The following is an 18314-nucleotide window of genomic DNA, read 5'->3' as shown; positions in this document are numbered from 1 at the left end:
TTGTTTCCAAGACAACTCCAAACTTCTTACCAATTAGAAACCTATTTTAAGACACGTTCTAGACTCTTTGATAAAAAAGAACCCCGCCAACCGGCGGGGTTCTTTTTACTAATCATTATAAACTCTTGCAAATCTGTGGTTATTCTTCTTCGTCGAAAGTCATCACCTCGCGGGTAGTTTGCAACAGTTCGTATTCTTCTTTCGAACCTACGATCACGTTGTCGAACTCGCGCAGACCCGTACCTGCAGGGATTGGGTGACCGGTGATCACGTTCTCCTTCAGACCCAGCATTTCGTCGGCTTTACCCATGATGGCTGCCGAAGACAGCACCTTGGTAGTTTCCTGGAACGACGCAGCCGAAATCCAGCTTTGGGTACCCAGTGAAGCCTTGGTGATACCCAGCAGTGTGGGCGACGAAGTGGCAGGTTGTGCATCGCGGTACTCTACCAGGCGCTTATCGCCACGGCGGAGGATCGAGTTCTCTTCACGCAGCTCACGCAACGTTACAATCTGGCCGGCACGGAGTTTGGTCGAATCACCAGGCTCGGTTACCACCTTCTTGTCGTAGATATAATCGTTCTCCTCAAGGAACTCAAACTTGTCGGTCAGGTCTTCTTCCAGGAAGCGGGTATCGCCGGGATCCTGGATCGAAACCTTACGCATCATCTGGCGTACGATCACTTCAATGTGCTTGTCGTTGATCTTTACACCCTGCAAGCGATAAACTTCCTGGATCTCGTTCACTACGTACTGCTGTACGGCGAAGGGACCTTGAATAGAAAGGATATCCTGCGGAGAAGTCTGGCCGTCGGAAAGCGCGTTACCAGCTTTTACAAAGTCACCATCCTGCGCCAGGATCTGGCGGGTCAGGGGCACCAGGTATTTCTTGGTAACACCATCTTTCGCTTCGATGATGATCTCACGGTTACCGCGTTTTACAGCACCCATGGTTACCACACCGTCGATCTCAGATACGATGGCAGGGTTGGAAGGGTTACGTGCTTCAAACAGTTCGGTTACACGGGGCAGACCACCGGTAATATCACGAAGCTTACCCAGTACACGGGGGATCTTCACGATAACGGTACCAGCTTTCACCTGCTCGTTTTCGTCCACAACAATGTGCGAACCGGTAGGCAGGTTATAGCTCTTGCGATCCTTACCTTCTACGATGATAGAAGGAATCTTTGTTTTATCACGGGTTTCGATAACCACTTTCTCGCGGTGGCCGGTCTGTTCGTCCGACTCTTCCCGGAAGGTTACGCCATCGATAACGTTTTCGTATTTCAGTTCACCATCGATCTCGGCGATGATCACGTTGTTGAACGGATCCCAGGTACAGATCACCTGGCCCTTCTGTACAGTCTGGCCATCTTTAACGGCAAGTGTAGCACCGTAGGGGATGTTCATTACGTTCAGCAAACGGTCGTTCTTCACGTCCATGTTGCGGATCTCACCTGTACGGCCGATTACCACCTGTACCTTGTCGCCTTCGTTGTTGAGGACAGTTACGGTACGCAGGCCATCGAACTGGAGGGTACCGTCGAATTTGGCCAGCATGGTAGATTCTACCGCTGCAGAACCGGCCACACCACCCACGTGGAAGGTACGGAGGGTCAGCTGGGTACCAGGTTCACCGATCGATTGTGCAGCGATGATACCTACGGCATCACCACGCTGCGCTGTATAACCGGTGGCCAGGTTCTTACCATAGCACTTCACGCAGGTACCACGCTTGCTTTCGCAGGCCAGTACGGAACGGATCTCTACAGTTTCGATACCTGCTTCTTCGATCTTTTGAGCGATCTCAGGTGTAATTTCCTGACCGGCATTAACGATCAGTTCATCGGTAATGGGGTTGAAGATATCGTGTACCGATGTGCGGCCTTCAATACGGTCGCTCAGGGGTTCGATGATGTCTTCGTTATCCTTTAATGCCGAAGTAGCAATACCACGCAGGGTACCGCAGTCGTCGTCGGCAATTACCACATCCTGGGCAACGTCTACCAGACGGCGGGTGAGGTAACCGGCATCGGCCGTTTTCAGGGCCGTATCCGCCAGACCCTTACGGGCACCGTGGGTGGAGATGAAGTAATCCAATACGTTCAGACCGCCTTTGAAGTTGGAGAGGATCGGGTTTTCGATGATCTCCGAACCCGAAGAACCGCTCTTACGGGGCTTTGCCATCAGACCCCGGATACCAGCCAGCTGTTTGATTTGCTGCTTGGAACCACGGGCACCCGAATCCAACATCATGTATACCGAGTTGAAGCCTTGCTTGTCGGTAGCCAGTTCGCGGATCAGGGTTTCGGTCAGACGGGTATCCACACGCGACCAAATGTCAACGATCTGGTTGTAGCGTTCGTTGTTGGTGATCAGACCCATGTTGTAGTTCTCCCAAACCTCTTCCACTTCTGCCTTCGCATTGTCCAGCAGTTCGGTTTTGATTTCAGGGATGATCAGGTCATTGATCGAGAACGACAAACCACCGGCATATGCCATACGGAAACCGAGCTGCTTGATATCGTCAAGGAACTTGGCCGTTTTGGGAATGTTGGTGATGCGGATGATGTCGCCGATGATCTCACGCAGGTTCTTCTTGGTGAGCAGGGCGTTTACATAACCCACTTCGTAAGGTACGTGCTGGTTGAACAGTACGCGGCCTACAGTAGTTTCGATCAGTTTGTTTACCAGCTGATCGTTCTCACGCACATTGGCTTTTACGCGGATGTGGGCGTGCAGGTCGATGCGGCCTTCGTTGTAGGCAATGATCACCTCTTCGGCGCTGTAGAAAGCTTTGCCTTCACCGCGAACCGTTAATTCAGGAGTTGATTTCTTGCCTTTGGAAATATAATACAGACCGAGTACCATGTCCTGCGAAGGCAGGGTGATGGGGGTACCGTTTTGGGGGTTCAGGATGTTGTGCGATGCCAGCATCAGCAGTTGCGCTTCCAGTACGGCAGCGTGGCTGAGGGGAACGTGCACGGCCATCTGGTCACCGTCAAAGTCGGCGTTGAAGGCCGAAGTAACGAGGGGGTGCAGCTGGATGGCTTTACCTTCAATCAGTCGGGGCTGGAAAGCCTGGATAGAAAGACGGTGCAGCGTAGGGGCACGGTTGAGCATTACAGGGTGACCTTTCAGGATGTTTTCCAGGATATCCCAGATAACAGCTTCTTTCTTGTCAACCAGTTTGCGGGCAGATTTCACCGTCTTTACGATACCGCGCTCAATGAGCTTACGGATGATAAACGGCTTGAACAGCTCGGCGGCCATGTCCTTGGGCAGACCGCACTCGTGCAGTTTCAGCTCGGGACCTACCACAATTACCGAACGACCGGAGTAGTCAACACGCTTACCCAGCAGGTTCTGACGGAAACGGCCTTGCTTACCTTTCAGTACGTCGGAAAGGGATTTCAGGGCGCGGCCACCTTCAGCTTTTACGGCGTTGGATTTACGGCTGTTGTCGAACAGGCTGTCCACGGCTTCCTGCAGCATACGCTTTTCGTTACGCAGGATCACCTCGGGGGCCTTGATCTCCAACAAACGCTTCAGGCGGTTGTTGCGGATGATCACCCGGCGGTACAGGTCGTTCAGGTCGGAAGACGCAAAACGGCCACCATCCAGAGGAACCAGGGGACGCAGTTCGGGTGGGATAACGGGGATATACTGCATTACCATCCACTCGGGGCGATTGGTGATGCGGGTATTGGCATCGCGGAAAGATTCCACCACGCTCAGGCGCTTCAGAGCGTCGGCCTTACGCTGCTGAGAAGTCTCTGTAGCGGCGGCGTTTCGCAGGTCGAAGGAGAGCTGGTCGAGGTCGATGCGGGCCAGCATATCATGCACGGCCTCGGCACCCATCTTGGCGATGAATTTATTGGGGTCCTCGTCGGGCAGGTACTGGTTGTCCTTAGGCAGGGTGTCCAGGATGTCGAGGTATTCTTCTTCTGTAAGCAGGTCGCCGTAGTTCTGGCCTTTTTCGGCACGCAGGCCGGCTTGAATTACCACGAAGCGCTCGTAGTAAACAATGCTTTCCAGTTTCTTGGAGCTTACGCCCAGCAGGTAACCAATCTTGTTGGGCAGGCTTTTGAAGTACCAGATGTGCACCACGGGCACCACCAGCTTGATGTGGCCCATGCGCTCCCGGCGTACTTTCTTCTCCGTTACTTCAACACCGCAGCGGTCGCATACGATGCCTTTGTAGCGGATGCGCTTGTATTTGCCGCAGGCACATTCATAGTCCTTTACGGGACCAAAAATGCGCTCGCAAAACAGACCGTCACGCTCCGGCTTGTAAGTCCGGTAGTTGATGGTCTCAGGCTTGAGCACCTCGCCGAAGCTCTTCTCGAGGATAGAGTCAGGCGAAGCCAGTCCGATCGTAATCTTCGAAAACGTTGCTTTCGGACGATTGTCTTTTTTTAGCGCCATATATTAATCGGTAATTTTTACGGTTTTTCTTGTTACCAACAAAAATTGCCTTGCAAAGCAAGGCCTGGACCGCCTCATGGGCAGTTTAATTTCTTTTGATAACCAGTAATTTAAGTGATTCAGCTGTCGACAATAGGGCCAATATACCTAAATTAAGACGGCAAAGGTAAGGGAAATGAAGGGAATATTTATCCACCTCGTTTTTAGGTTGGGAATTAACGCTTTGTTGGGGATGGGAGGGAAAGCTACAAGCTTCGAGCCGCAAGCTACAAGGAAACAGCCGTTGGGCTTTTCCTACTTGCAGCTTGTGGCTAGCAGTTTGAAGCTCCTAAGCCGTTTGCGTTTCCTTTAAAAACCGCTCCCGGATCACATCCATCACGGCCACGTTGCGGATCTTGCTTTCCAACCAGGAAATTATATCTAAGTAAAGAAAGGCCCGGGTCTCGTATTTATTATGCTCCAGTCCGCGGAGTTTTTCCAGCAGCTTCTTAAATTCCACTTTTACCTGGAAACGCGACAATTGCAGCGACTTCCGCAAAAACCGCATCATCTCCTCCTCCACTTTCGTCAGGTTTTCCATCTTGGCCATAAAGCGGTATACCGATTTCATCAGGTATTCCAGAATATCGTAGTTACCCAATTCGTAATGGGCAATCAGGTGGAGCAGGCGGGCATAACACTGCAGGTCGGAACGCAGGTCGGTTTTCCAGTTGATGATCTTATTCAGGTAATCGATGGCTTGCTCGTACTGGGCACAACCAAAGTAGAGGGATGCAAACTTGTAATAGAAAACAAGGATCCGATGACGGTCCAGGTATAAATGATATTCATCCAGTTTGGCTTCAATCTCCGGTACCAGCTGCACTCCCTCACGGAAAGTACCGCACATGAAATGCTTGTTGATACGGCCGATGTTGAGGTAGATAAAAACCTGGATGCGGGTATTCTCCGATGCGGCCACGGTCTTGCTATCGGCAAAGCTTTCAAACTGGGTGAGCACCTCTCGGAACTTGCTGTAGTTGTGGGTATCAAAATGTGCACTCAGCAGGTTATGCATGCCCTTAATGTAATTAGCCGTATCAATCTCGATCATAAAAGGCTCCGCATGAAAGAGGTCCACCCACTTCTGGGTGTAGCGGTAATACATCAGGAAGTCGTGGCGGATGAAGGCATACCAGCAATAGCTCTGATATAAATACAATTTTTCATAAAAGCCGTTAGCCTTAGCAGGGGCATCTTTAGGCAGGTGCTTTTGAAAATAATCTTTCAAAACAATTTCCTCCGCCTCGTTGCGGGTATGCCCGTTTTGGATATACCAACTGTACATCTGCAGGGCCAGGTTAGAAAGCTGCGTGATCATCAGCAGGCGGCCGTTCACCGCATTGGCCTCGTTGGTGAGTTGGTCGGCGCGGTCCTGCATGCTGCGGGTAATGTGCAGTGACTCTATCTTTTTTTCCAGGGCAATTACCTGCACCAGCACCGTTACCTGGTTGTGGGCCTTTGCAGTTTCCTTGATCCGGTCCAGCAGGCGCAGGCTTTGGTGGTACAAACCTTTTTTATACAAAATGCGGGCATAGTCCAGTTGCTCGTGGAGTTGGATGTCGATATCAGCGCCGTTGTCCAGCAGGCGCAGGGATGCCAGTATTTGTTTATATAAAAGCGCCTTGGTGTTGGAAAGCTGTTGTTTGGAAATGGAAGGTGCTTTCTTCAATAACACCGCTTCATCGTACTCCGCCATCTTATCAAGTGCATCAAACAACTGGATCACCTTCAGTTCATCGTTCGACGAATTGCGGGTGGCATACAACTTAAAGTTGCGCTTTTCCCCTTTTTGCAGGGAGCGGATTAGTTGAAATAAAGCGTCGGTAGAACGGTTGGGCATCGTAATTCAATTTTCCTCAAACCCTTGCCTGGTAAGGGTTTAGCCCTAAAAGGCTGCTTTTTATGCAGTGTAATTTACCCCATATTTTGGCAAAAAAGGGGGAAAAGGCTGATCTACATTTGAATCAGGGCGGGCTGTTCCTCAAAATAAGCAAGCAATCGTTAATACCAGCCTGCCCTTTCTTTTAACGCCGCAAGGCGGTCAAAAAGCTGGAAGTCTTAGGGTTTTGATACACGGGCCTGATCTAAACAATCAGGCACTTTTTTACCCTCCGCTCCGGCACCTTAAAGACCATATCTTATGTCAGATAGCAAAGTCTACATCTTCGACACTACCCTGCGCGACGGCGAGCAAGTACCCGGCTGCAAACTCAATACAAAGGAAAAAATCGAACTGGCACTCCAGCTGGAAAGCTTGGGCGTAGACATCATCGAAGCTGGTTTTCCCATCTCTTCGCCTGGCGATTTTGAGTCGGTAAACCAGATTGCCAAAACCATCAAGAACGCCACCATCTGCGGCCTCAGCCGTGCGGTGCAAAAAGATATTGAAGTAGCCGCCGAGGCCCTGAAGCCCGCGGCACGCCGCCGCATTCATACCGGTATCGGAACTTCCGATTTCCACATCAAAAGCAAGTTCAACGCCACCCGCGAAGAAATACTGGAGCGTGCCATACAGGCGGTAAAATGGGCCCGCAACTTCACCGACGACGTGGAGTTTTATGCCGAAGACGCCGGCCGCACCGACAATGAATATTTAGCCCGGGTAGTAGAAGCCGTCATCAAAGCCGGCGCCACTACCGTTAATATCCCAGACACGACTGGCTATTGTTTGCCCCATCAGTACGGAGAAAAAATCGCTTATCTCATCAACAAAGTACCCAATGTTGATAAAGCGGTACTCTCCTGTCATTGCCACAACGACCTAGGTTTGGCCACGGCCAACTCCATCGCTGGCGTTGTGGCCGGTGCCCGTCAAATCGAGTGCACCATCAACGGTCTTGGCGAACGTGCCGGCAATACCGCTTTGGAAGAAGTGGTGATGATCCTGAAGCAACACCATTTGGGCCTTTACACCGATGTAAATGCCAAAATGCTGAACCCGCTGAGCCGCCTGGTTTCCGAAACCATGCGCATGCCGGTGCAGCCTAATAAAGCCATTGTTGGCGCCAACGCCTTCTCGCACTCTTCGGGTATCCACCAGGACGGCTTCCTGAAAGATGCACAGACCTACGAAATCATCAACCCCGTAGAAGTAGGTGCAGAAGAAAGCAAAATCGTTCTCACCGCCCGCAGCGGCCGCAGCGCTCTGGCGCACCGCCTGCAGAAACTAGGTTTTCAATACACCCGCAACGATATCGACGTACTGTACCAGGAGTTCCTGAAAGTGGCAGATGCCAAAAAGGAAGTGCTGGAAGACGACCTGGTGCAACTGAGCAAGAGCTATCAGAAAGAAGCAGTGGTGGCGTGATCCCAGATCGCTGATTTCGGATGTGTGGATCCCTGATCTGTAAAATCCGAGATCAAAACATCAGCGATCAGCGATAATCAAATTACAGAACATTTTCATACTCCCCATGGGAAAGACATTAGTAGAAAAGATTTGGGAAAAGCACGTGGTTCGTTCCATTGAGGGCGGACCTGATGTGCTATATATTGATAAGCACCTCATTCATGAGGTAACCTCGCCGCAGGCATTTGCCGGCATTGAGAAGCGCGGCGTACCCGTAGCCCGTCCGCAGCAGGTGGTAGCCACCGCCGACCACAACGTGCCTACCCTCAACCAGCACCTGCCCATCCGCGAGGAACTGTCGCGCAAGCAGGTTGAAAAACTGACAGAGAACTGCGCCAACCATGGCATCGAGTTATATGGCCTTGGTCACCAGTACCAAGGCATCGTGCATGTGATCGGCCCCGAACTGGGTTTTACACAACCCGGAATGACCATCGTATGCGGCGACAGCCACACTTCTACTCACGGCGCCTTTGGCGCTATTGCCTTTGGCATCGGTACTTCGGAAGTGGAAATGGTACTGGCCACCCAGTGCCTCATGCAAAGCAAACCCAAACTGATGCGCATCAATGTGGAGGGCTCCCTCAACAAAGGCGTTGTAGCAAAAGATATTATCCTGTACATCATCGCACAGATCTCTGCCAGCGGGGCCACCGGCTTTTTTGTGGAGTATGCCGGTTCGGCCATCCGCTCGCTGAGCATGGAAGGCCGTATGACCATCTGCAACATGAGCATCGAAATGGGTGCCCGTGGCGGATTGATCGCACCTGACCAAACCACATTTGATTATGTACAGGGCCGCGAGTTTGCACCCAAGGGTGAAGCCTGGAACAAGAAACTGGCCGATTGGAAAGAACTCTACTCCGATGCAGACGCGCAGTTTGACGAAGAAATCAACATCAACGCTGCCGACATCGAACCCATGATCACCTGGGGTACCAACCCCGGACTGGGTATCGGTATCAACGGCCATCTTCCTACCACCGAAACGCTGTCGGAAGGCGAAAAACGCAACCTGAAAAAGGCGATGGAATACATGGGACTGCAGGAAGGCAAAACCCTCAAAGGCATGCCTGTGCAACATGTGTTCATCGGCAGCTGCACCAACAGCCGCATCGAGGACCTGCGCATGGTGGCAGATATCGTAAAAGGCCGCCGCAAGAATGATAATGTAAAAGTGATGATCGTTCCCGGCTCACAGCAGGTTGCCGCACAGGTACGAGCCGAAGGTTTGGATAAAATATTTGAAGCTGCTGGTTTCGAAGTGCGCCAGGCTGGCTGCAGTGCCTGCCTCGGTATGAACGAGGACAAAGTGCCTGCAGGTGAGTACTGCGTGAGTACTTCAAACCGCAACTTCGAAGGCCGCCAGGGCGCCGGTGCCCGCACGCTGCTGGCCAGCCCACTGACTGCGGCCGCAGCAGCCATCACCGGGGTAGTAACTGATGTACGTGAACTTTTAGGATAGAATTGCATGCAACCGATACAAGTAGTAAAGAGCCGTTTCGTTCCGCTGCCACTCGAACAAGTGGATACCGACCAGATCATTCCCGCACGATTTTTAAAGGCGACTACAAGGGATGGTTTTGGCAAAAACCTGTTCCGCGACTGGCGTTACGAGAACGATGATGAGACCAAACCGAAGCAGGACTTTGTATTGAACAATCCTTTGTATGGCGGCGAGATACTGGTTGCCGGTAAAAACTTTGGGTGCGGCTCCTCGCGTGAGCATGCTGCCTGGGCAGTGCTGGATTATGGCTTCAAGGTAGTGGTGTCTTCTTTTTTTGCGGACATCTTTAAAAACAACGCCTTAAACAACGGCGTACTGCCGGTGCAGGTTAGCGATGCCTTCCTGGAGCAAATCTTTGAGCAAGGTCCCGAAGCTACCTTGACCATCGACCTCGCAGCCCAAACCATCACCATCGATGCTACGGGTGCGCAGGAAAATTTTGACATTAATAATTACAAGAAAACCTGCCTGCTCAACGGCTATGATGATATCGACTACCTGTTGAGCATGAAGGAAGATATAGCGGCATTTGAAACAGCAAGAGGATAGCTGTTAGCCTTTAGCGATTAGCTTTTAGCTGAAACCTGGTTCTTGAAAAAGCTAACAGCCAACAGCTAATAGCCAATAGCCCTAATTATAAAAACATTACATCTGTGAACAAACATATTGCAGTCATCAACGGAGACGGCATCGGCCCGGAAGTAACCGCCCAATCGGTGCGGGTGCTCAATGCCATTGCCGAACAGTTCGGACATGAGTTTACCTATACCTATTGCCTGATGGGCGCCGATGCCATCGACAAGACCGGCAACCCACTGCCCGACGAAACCGTTGAAGGATGCCTGAATGCCGATGCCATCCTTTTTGGCGCCATTGGCCATCCCAAGTACGACAACGATCCTACTGCCAAAGTACGTCCCGAGCAGGGCCTGCTGAAGCTGCGCAAGTCGCTGCAACTGTTTGCCAATATCCGCCCGGTAAGCACCTATGCCGCATTGGAGCACCTGTCGCCGCTGAAGGCCAAGCAGCTGGAGAACGTCGACTTCGTGATCTACCGCGAACTAACCGGCGGTATCTATTTCGGTGAAAAGAAAGTAGCAGAAGATTACAGCGAAGCTTCTGACCTCTGTGTGTATACCAAAACTGAAATCGAGCGCATCAGCCACCTGGCATTCAAAGCAGCACAGCAACGCCGTAAAAAACTGACCCTGGTTGATAAAGCCAACGTACTGGAATCATCCCGCCTCTGGCGCAAGGTGGTACAGGAAATTGCACCCCAGTACAGCGACGTGGTGGTTGACTTCCTCTTTGTGGATAATGCCGCCATGCAGATCATCCTTAACCCCAAGCAGTTTGATGTGGTACTTACTGAGAACATGTTTGGCGATATCATCTCCGATGAAGCTTCGGTGATCTCGGGCTCGCTGGGACTGCTGCCTTCTGCTTCGGTAGGTGCGGCTACTGCCTTATTCGAACCAATTCACGGCTCTTACCCACAAGCTGCCGGTAAAGACATCGCCAATCCCACCGGCTCCATACTTTCCGCAGCCATGATGCTCGATCATTTTGGTTTACACAAAGAAGCCGAAGTAGTACGTGCCGGTGTAAACTGGGCACTTGCCAATGGGTTTGTGACCAAAGACATCGATCCAGTAAATTATTATTTCACCTCCACCATTGGTGAACTGATCTCTGATTTTGTACACAACCGCGTGGCTACTGATGTGAACAGGAACAACATCGAGTTGCGCAAGTCGACGATCATATAACCGGAACCGCAGGTTTGTAAGATTAGAAATGATTACTATGAAGCTTCATATCGCAGTTAGCATTATTGCCATTGTGGTCATTATTATTCCAGCTTAACCCGGAGGCGTTAACATATTTCACCATATCTAACCGCCTCCACTGGACAGGCGGTTTTTTTTGAACAATACTGAAGATTTCCGAACCGATAACAGCCCAAAAGAATGAACGATCAGCTCACACAGGACGGACAGGTACCACCATCAGCAAAAGGCGGCATGAATAAATACAGCCGCGTACTCACACAGGATGAAACCCAGCCTGCTGCACAGGCCATGCTTTATGGTATTGGCTTAACAGACGATGACCTGAACAAGGCGCAGGTAGGTATTGCCAGTATGGGTTACGATGGCAACACCTGCAACATGCACCTGAACGACCTCGCCAAAGTGGTTAAGCAGGGTGTGTGGGATAATGAACTGGTGGGACTGGTGTTCAATACCATCGGCGTGAGCGATGGCATGAGCAACGGTACCGATGGCATGCGTTATTCGCTGGTGAGCCGTGATGTGATCGCCGATTCGATTGAAACCATTTGCGGCGCACAGTACTATGATGCCGTAATTGCCCTACCTGGTTGCGATAAGAACATGCCCGGCGCCATTATGGCCATGGGCCGGCTGAACCGTCCTTCCATCATGGTATATGGCGGCACTATTGCTCCCGGTCACCACAACGGACAAGACTTAAACATTATATCTGCCTTCGAAGCTTTAGGCCAAAAGATCGCTGGCACCATTACGCCTGAAGATTTCAAAGCCATTGTAAAAGCATCCTGCCCCGGCGCCGGTGCCTGTGGTGGTATGTATACAGCCAACACCATGGCTGCAGCCATTGAAGCTCTGGGCATGAGTCTCCCTTACTCTTCTTCCAATCCTGCCGTGTCGGAGGAGAAAAAGAAAGAGTGCCTGGAAGCTGGTAAGGCTATCCGACTGTTGCTGGAACGCGACATCAAGCCTTCGGATATCATGACCCGCGAAGCTTTTGAAAACGCCATCACTACCATCGTGGTGCTGGGTGGTTCTACCAACGCCGTGTTGCACCTCATTGCCATGGCCCGCAGTGTAGGGTTGTCTTTGACGCAAGATGATATCCAGGCCATCAGCGACCGCACGCCGGTACTGGCCGATTTCAAACCCAGCGGCAAGTACCTGATGCAGGACCTGCACCAACATGGCGGTTTGCCAGCTGTGATGAAATACCTGTTGGAGCAAGGCATGCTCCATGGCGATTGCCTCACTGTTACAGGTAAAACCATTGCAGAAAACCTGGCCAACATTCCCGTTATCAATTTCGAAACACAGGATATCATTTACCCGCTGGACAAGCCCCTGAAAAAGACGGGTCACCTGCAGGTGCTCTATGGCAATATCGCCCAGGGCGGCTCGGTAGCCAAGATCAGCGGCAAGGAAGGCGAACGCTTCGAGGGTCCCGCACGGGTATTCGACGGAGAGTCGCAACTAATTGCCGGCATCCAAAGCGGCCATGTGCGCAAGGGTGATGTAGTGGTGATCCGCTATGTTGGTCCGAAGGGTGCACCCGGCATGCCCGAAATGCTGAAGCCCACTTCCGCAATCATCGGTGCAGGTTTGGGTAAATCAGTTGCCCTAATCACCGATGGCCGTTTCAGTGGTGGTACCCATGGCTTTGTCGTTGGACATATTACTCCCGAAGCACACATTGGTGGCAATATCGGCCTGGTGCAGGATGGTGACATCATCACCATCGACGCCACCAACAACAGTATTTCGGTAAACCTTACGGATGAAGAACTGGCAGCCCGCCGTGCCCAATGGCAACAGCCGCCGCTGAAAGCAACAAGAGGGCTGCTGTTTAAATACGCACAGGTAGTAAAGGACGCAGCCAATGGGTGCGTAACTGATGAGGCATAGCCTCCCCCCAGCCCCCTCCGGTGGAGGGGGAGTAGAAGAACCCGAACAGATCGAAAATCATTCACGATAAACAAGTAGCAAATGACTACGCAAACACTACAACCTACAGCAACGCCCGATCAGTCAGCGGCTTCCCAAGCCCTCCCCACCGGGGAGGGTTTGGGAGGGGCCGAAGTTTCTGGTTCTGTAGCCGTGCTGGAAGCCCTGATCGCTGAAGGCGTGGATACCATCTTTGGTTATCCCGGCGGTGCCATCATGCCCATTTATGATGCGCTGTACGACTATAACGACAAGATCCGGCATATCCTCGTCCGCCACGAACAGGGCGGCATCCATGCCGGACAGGGCTATGCCCGCACATCGGGCCGCGTGGGTGTGGTGTTTGCCACCAGCGGACCCGGTGCTACCAATCTCGTAACCGGCCTGGCCGATGCACAGATCGACAGCACGCCGCTGGTTTGTATTACCGGACAAGTGTTTGCCCACCTGCTGGGTACCGATGCCTTCCAGGAAACGGATGTAATCAATATCACCACACCGGTTACCAAGTGGAATTACCAGGTGACCGATGCATCAGAAATACCTGAAGTGCTGGCTAAGGCATTTTACATTGCCAAAAGTGGCCGCCCCGGCCCCGTGCTGATTGACATCACCAAGAATGCGCAGCTTCAGAAGTTTGCTTATAAGGGTTATACCCCCTGTAATCATATCCGCAGTTACCGGCCCAAGCCCATTGTACGTAAGGAGTACGTGGAGGAAGCGGCTAAATTGATCAACGCTGCCGAACGCCCCTTTATCCTGTTTGGCCAGGGCGTGATCCTGGGCAAAGCGGAGAAAGAATTCCAGCAGTTCGTGGAGAAGTCGGGCATACCTGCCGCCTGGACCATCATGGGCCTGAGTGCACTACCAACCGACCACCCGCAGAACGTGGGTATGCTGGGTATGCACGGCAACTATGGCCCCAACGTACTCACCAACGAGTGTGATGTACTGATTGCCATCGGTATGCGCTTCGATGACCGCGTCACCGGTCGTTTGGATAAATATGCCAAGCAGGCAAAGGTTATTCACCTGGATATTGACCCTGCCGAGATAGATAAGAACGTAAAAGCAACGGTACCGGTGTGGGGAGATTGCAAGGAAACCCTGCCCCTGCTCACCCAACTGGTGGAAGCCAAACAGCACACCGAATGGTTGCAGCGTTTTGCTGAATTCACCCAGAAAGAACAGGAAATCTGTATCCAGCCTGAGATGAACCCCGACAGCGAGGTGATGAGCATGGCTGAAGTACTGGATGCCCTCAATGAACTCACCAACGGCGACGCGGTGATCGTTACCGATGTAGGCCAGCACCAGATGGTGGGCTGCCGCTATGCAAAGTTCAACAAGACCCGCAGCAATGTAACTTCAGGCGGACTGGGCACGATGGGCTTTGCCCTGCCTGCCGCCATTGGTGCCAAATACGGCGCCCCCGACCGGCCCGTAGTTGCCATCATCGGTGACGGTGGATTCCAGATGACACTCCAGGAACTGGGTACCATCATGCAGTTTGGTGCGCAGGTGAAAATCCTGATCCTCAACAACGAGTTCCTGGGTATGGTGCGCCAGTGGCAGCAGCTGTTCCACGACAGGCGCTACTCCTTTGTAAACATCACCTCACCTGATTTTGTAGCCCTTGCAAAAAGCTACTATATCGAAGGCCAGAAAGTGTCGCAAAGAGCAACCCTGAAAGCTGCATTGAAAACCATGCTCGATCACGACGGAGCCTACCTGCTGGAAGTGATGGTAGGAAAAGAAAACAACGTGTTCCCGATGGTGCCGCAGGGTTGCAGTGTGTCGGAGATCAGGTTGCAGTAAAACAGCTTAGATCTTCCATCTCTCCAAGAGATGGAAGATCTGCCCACCCATCACCTCAAGAACATCTTTCATGAAGCAAGAATTCACCATCACCGTTTATACCGAGAACCATATTGGCCTGCTCAACCGCATCGCCATCATCTTCTCGCGCCGTAAGATCAATATCGACAGCCTCAACACCTCTCCTTCCGAGATTGAAGGCATCCACCGCTTCACCATCGTCATCGACGAAACCGAAGACGTGGTGCGCAAGCTGGTGCGCCAGATCGAAAAGCAGGTGGAAGTTTTAAAAGCTTATTACAACAATCCTGAAGAGATCGTGTGGCAGGAACTGGCCTTGTACAAAGTGCCTACCGATGTAATTGCCGAAAAGGTAAAAGTGGAACGCCTGCTCCGCCAGTATGGTGCCCGCGCCGTGGTGATCCGCAAGGACTATACGGTGTTTGAAACAACCGGCCACCGCGAGGAAACAGAGAAACTGGTAGAAGTGCTGGCACCCTATGGGCTGATCGAATTTGTACGCTCTGCACGCATTGCCATTATCAAGGATAGTAAGGGCTTTCATGAAAAGCTGAAAGAGTTTGAAGAAGAGCAGCCTGGAGAAGAGGTGGTTGAAAATGAATACCTGAACCAAAGGGAAGCCCTTTTTCCCGATACCGGCTACTAGTTACTGGTCGGGCCACTTAGGCGGCCGCTGACTACCGATAGACACTACCAAGTGGCCTGACCAGTAAGCACCCGGCGCCACCAAATCAAAGACCTATAAGGATTTTAAAACCTTATAGGTCTAAAAAAACCTAAACCCATTTTACTGGGCAGGCCACTTAGAGTGGCCTGCCCACAAGAATCTATAAACAACAAACAACCATGGCAAAATTAAATTTCGGTGGTGTTGAGGAGAACGTAGTAACTCGTGATGAGTTCCCGCTCGCCAAAGCACAGGAAGTACTCGCAAATGAAACAGTAGCCGTTATCGGTTATGGTGTACAGGGCCCCGGCCAGGCGCTCAACCAAAAAGACAATGGCATCAACGTGATCGTTGGCCAGCGTAAGAACTCCAAAACCTGGGACAAGGCCATTGCCGATGGTTTCGTACCCGGCGAAACCCTCTTCGAGATCGAAGAAGCCCTGGAGCGTGGTACCATCATTTGCTACCTGCTGAGCGACGCCGCCCAGATTGCCCTGTGGCCCACCGTGCAGAAGCACCTCACCCCCGGCAAAGCCCTTTACTTCTCACATGGCTTTGGCATCACTTTCAACGAGCAGACAGGTATCGTTCCGCCCAAAGATGTAGACGTGTTCCTGGTTGCACCTAAAGGTTCGGGCACTTCACTGCGCCGTATGTTCCTCCAGGGCCGAGGCCTCAACTCTTCCTATGCCATCTTCCAGGATGCCACCGGCCGCGCCAAAGAGCGTGTGATCGCACTCGGTATCGCTGTAGGTAGCGGCTACCTGTTTGAAACCGATTTCCGCAAAGAAGTATACTCCGACCTCACCGGTGAGCGTGGCACCCTCATGGGCGCTATCCAGGGCATCTTTGCCGCCCAGTACCAGGTGCTGCGCGACAAAGGCCACACGCCTTCGGAAGCCTTCAACGAAACCGTTGAGGAACTGACCCAGAGCCTGATGCCGCTGGTGGCAGAAAACGGTATGGACTGGATGTATGCCAACTGCTCCACTACCGCACAGCGCGGTGCGCTCGACTGGTGGAAGAAGTTCCGCGACGCTACCGCTCCTGTTTTCCGCGAGCTGTATGAAAGCGTGGAAACCGGCAAGGAATCGCAGCGTTCTATCGACAGCAACTCGCAGCCCGACTACCGCGAGAAACTAGAAGAAGAACTGAAAGAACTCCGCGACAGCGAAATGTGGCAAGCTGGTAAAACCGTACGCAGCCTGCGTCCGGAAAACCAGAAAGTAGAAGCCACCGTATAATTCAATTATATACCGGGTTGATTATTGATTATTAATTATTCATTATGGGTTGCAACCAAAAACCGGTTTCCCTAATCAATATTTAATAATCAATAATCCTCTCCAGTTGCAACAGCACTAATGACAACAACCAGCACACTTCCCGCACTTGACTTTTCCGGCGCAGCCGAACGACTGAAAAAAGTGGTGACCCGCACGCCGCTGGCCTACAGCAACAATCTGTCGCGCAGGTATGGTGCTACCATTTTGCTCAAGCGCGAAGACCTGCAGGTGGTGCGCTCCTATAAATTGCGGGGTGCCTACAACATGATTTCTTCACTGCCGCAGGAACAGCTGGAGAAAGGCGTAGTGTGTGCATCTGCCGGCAACCATGCGCAGGGTTTTGCCTGGTCCTGTAAAAAGAAAGGCATCAAAGGCGTGGTGTTCATGCCCATCATTACGCCGCAGCAAAAAGTGCAGCAAACCCGCATGTTTGGCGAAGGCTTTATCGAGATCAAACTCATTGGCGACACCTTTGACGATTGTGCGTTTGCCGCCAAACAATACACTGCCGAACACAACCTCACCTTCATTCCGCCATTCGACGATCTCCGCATCATTGAAGGACAGGCTACCGTAGGCGTTGAAATCCTCGAAGACCATTCTGATATCGACTTTGTATTTGTGCCCGTTGGCGGCGGCGGACTGTCGGCCGGCTTGGGTGCTTATTTCAAGACCTTTTCACCCAAAACCAAAATCATTGGCGTAGAACCCGAGGGCGCCCCTTCCATGAAACGTGCACTGGAAGCAGGCCACCCCGTTACGCTCGACAACATCGAACGATTTGTGGACGGTGCAGCCGTTAAACGCGTGGGCGATGTATCCTTTTCCATTTGCAAAGAGGTATTGGATGCTATGCACCTCGTAAATGAAGGAAAGGTTTGCTCCACCATTCTTAAATTATACAATGAAGATGCGCTGGTGGTAGAACCCGCCGGTGCACTCACCATAGCCGCCCTCGACGACTATGCCGATGCCATTAAAGGCAAAACAGTTGTATGCGTGGTAAGCGGCAGCAACAACGATATTGACCGGATGCAGGAGATCAAGGAAAGATCGCTGCAATACGAAGGTTTAAAACACTATTTCCTTGTGCGCTTTGCCCAAAGGCCCGGTGCACTCAAGGAATTTGTAAACCATGTACTGGGAGCAAATGACGACATCGTGCGGTTTGAATACATGCAGAAACACAACAAGGAAACAGGTCCTGCCCTGGTAGGTATTGAACTCAAGACCAAGGACGATTATACCGCTCTTCTGGATAACATGAAGCGCTATGGCATCAACTACACGGAACTAAATAAGGATGATACCTTATTTGGTTACCTGGTATAAACCTTAATGCTTCAAACCCCGAATTACTGATTTTACCACCTAAAAAGCGTCATTTCAACGATTTATTCAAGGAAATGAGCTTTTTGTTGTAATTTCAGACGATTGCTCCCGTCATATGATGAATAA

Annotated in this window: 11 protein-coding genes; 9 read left to right on the top strand and 2 right to left on the bottom strand. The window is 51.6% G+C overall.

The window, feature by feature from the left end; translation table 11 throughout:
• Positions 1-139: 139 nt before the first annotated feature.
• Positions 140-4429 carry a DNA-directed RNA polymerase subunit beta' gene (gene rpoC / locus BUE76_RS10035; protein WP_073042143.1) on the bottom strand — a complete coding sequence of 1430 codons (4290 nt, stop codon included), beginning with the start codon at positions 4427-4429 and terminating at the stop codon, positions 140-142.
• 328 nt (positions 4430-4757) lie between these two features.
• On the bottom strand, positions 4758-6311 hold the full coding sequence (locus BUE76_RS10030; protein ID WP_073042144.1) for a hypothetical protein: 1554 nt from the start codon (positions 6309-6311) through the stop codon (positions 4758-4760).
• 300 nt (positions 6312-6611) lie between these two features.
• Between BUE76_RS10030 and BUE76_RS10025 the strand changes: the two genes are divergently transcribed.
• The 9 genes from BUE76_RS10025 to ilvA all read left to right on the top strand — a co-directional run bounded on the left by BUE76_RS10025 (position 6612) and on the right by ilvA (position 18188).
• On the top strand, positions 6612-7778 hold the full coding sequence (locus BUE76_RS10025; protein WP_073042146.1) for a 2-isopropylmalate synthase: 1167 nt from the start codon (positions 6612-6614) through the stop codon (positions 7776-7778).
• A gap of 106 nt (positions 7779-7884) precedes the next feature.
• A complete protein-coding gene (gene leuC, locus BUE76_RS10020) occupies positions 7885-9285 on the top strand; it encodes a 3-isopropylmalate dehydratase large subunit (protein ID WP_073042148.1) in 1401 nt (466 codons plus the stop codon).
• A gap of 6 nt (positions 9286-9291) precedes the next feature.
• Positions 9292-9876 carry a 3-isopropylmalate dehydratase small subunit gene (gene leuD / locus BUE76_RS10015; protein ID WP_073042150.1) on the top strand — a complete coding sequence of 195 codons (585 nt, stop codon included), beginning with the start codon at positions 9292-9294 and terminating at the stop codon, positions 9874-9876.
• 104 nt (positions 9877-9980) lie between these two features.
• The gene (leuB, locus tag BUE76_RS10010) at positions 9981-11096 is read left to right on the top strand and encodes a 3-isopropylmalate dehydrogenase (RefSeq protein WP_073042151.1); all 1116 of its coding nucleotides are present in this window, start codon (positions 9981-9983) and stop codon (positions 11094-11096) included.
• 201 nt (positions 11097-11297) lie between these two features.
• Complete coding sequence (gene ilvD, locus BUE76_RS10005) at positions 11298-13025, top strand: dihydroxy-acid dehydratase (RefSeq protein ID WP_073042153.1); 1728 nt, start codon at positions 11298-11300, stop codon at positions 13023-13025.
• A gap of 81 nt (positions 13026-13106) precedes the next feature.
• Entirely contained in the window at positions 13107-14882 is a 1776-nt protein-coding gene (gene ilvB / locus BUE76_RS10000) for a biosynthetic-type acetolactate synthase large subunit (RefSeq protein ID WP_083596457.1), read from the top strand.
• 70 nt (positions 14883-14952) lie between these two features.
• Positions 14953-15549, top strand: coding sequence for an acetolactate synthase small subunit (ilvN, locus tag BUE76_RS09995; protein ID WP_073042155.1), 597 nt, complete (start codon positions 14953-14955; stop codon positions 15547-15549).
• Positions 15550-15749: 200 nt separating this feature from the next.
• Positions 15750-16814 carry a ketol-acid reductoisomerase gene (gene ilvC / locus BUE76_RS09990; protein WP_073042156.1) on the top strand — a complete coding sequence of 355 codons (1065 nt, stop codon included), beginning with the start codon at positions 15750-15752 and terminating at the stop codon, positions 16812-16814.
• A gap of 120 nt (positions 16815-16934) precedes the next feature.
• A complete protein-coding gene (ilvA, locus tag BUE76_RS09985) occupies positions 16935-18188 on the top strand; it encodes a threonine ammonia-lyase (protein WP_073042158.1) in 1254 nt (417 codons plus the stop codon).
• The last annotated feature ends 126 nt before the right edge of the window (positions 18189-18314 follow it).

Origin of the sequence: Cnuella takakiae, from assembly GCF_001953305.1 — a bacterium.
GTDB classification, from domain to species: Bacteria; Bacteroidota; Bacteroidia; order Chitinophagales; family Chitinophagaceae; genus Flavisolibacter; species Flavisolibacter takakiae.
Note: the sequence above shows the minus strand (reverse complement) of the source record. Positions and strands in the feature narration are given on the sequence as shown.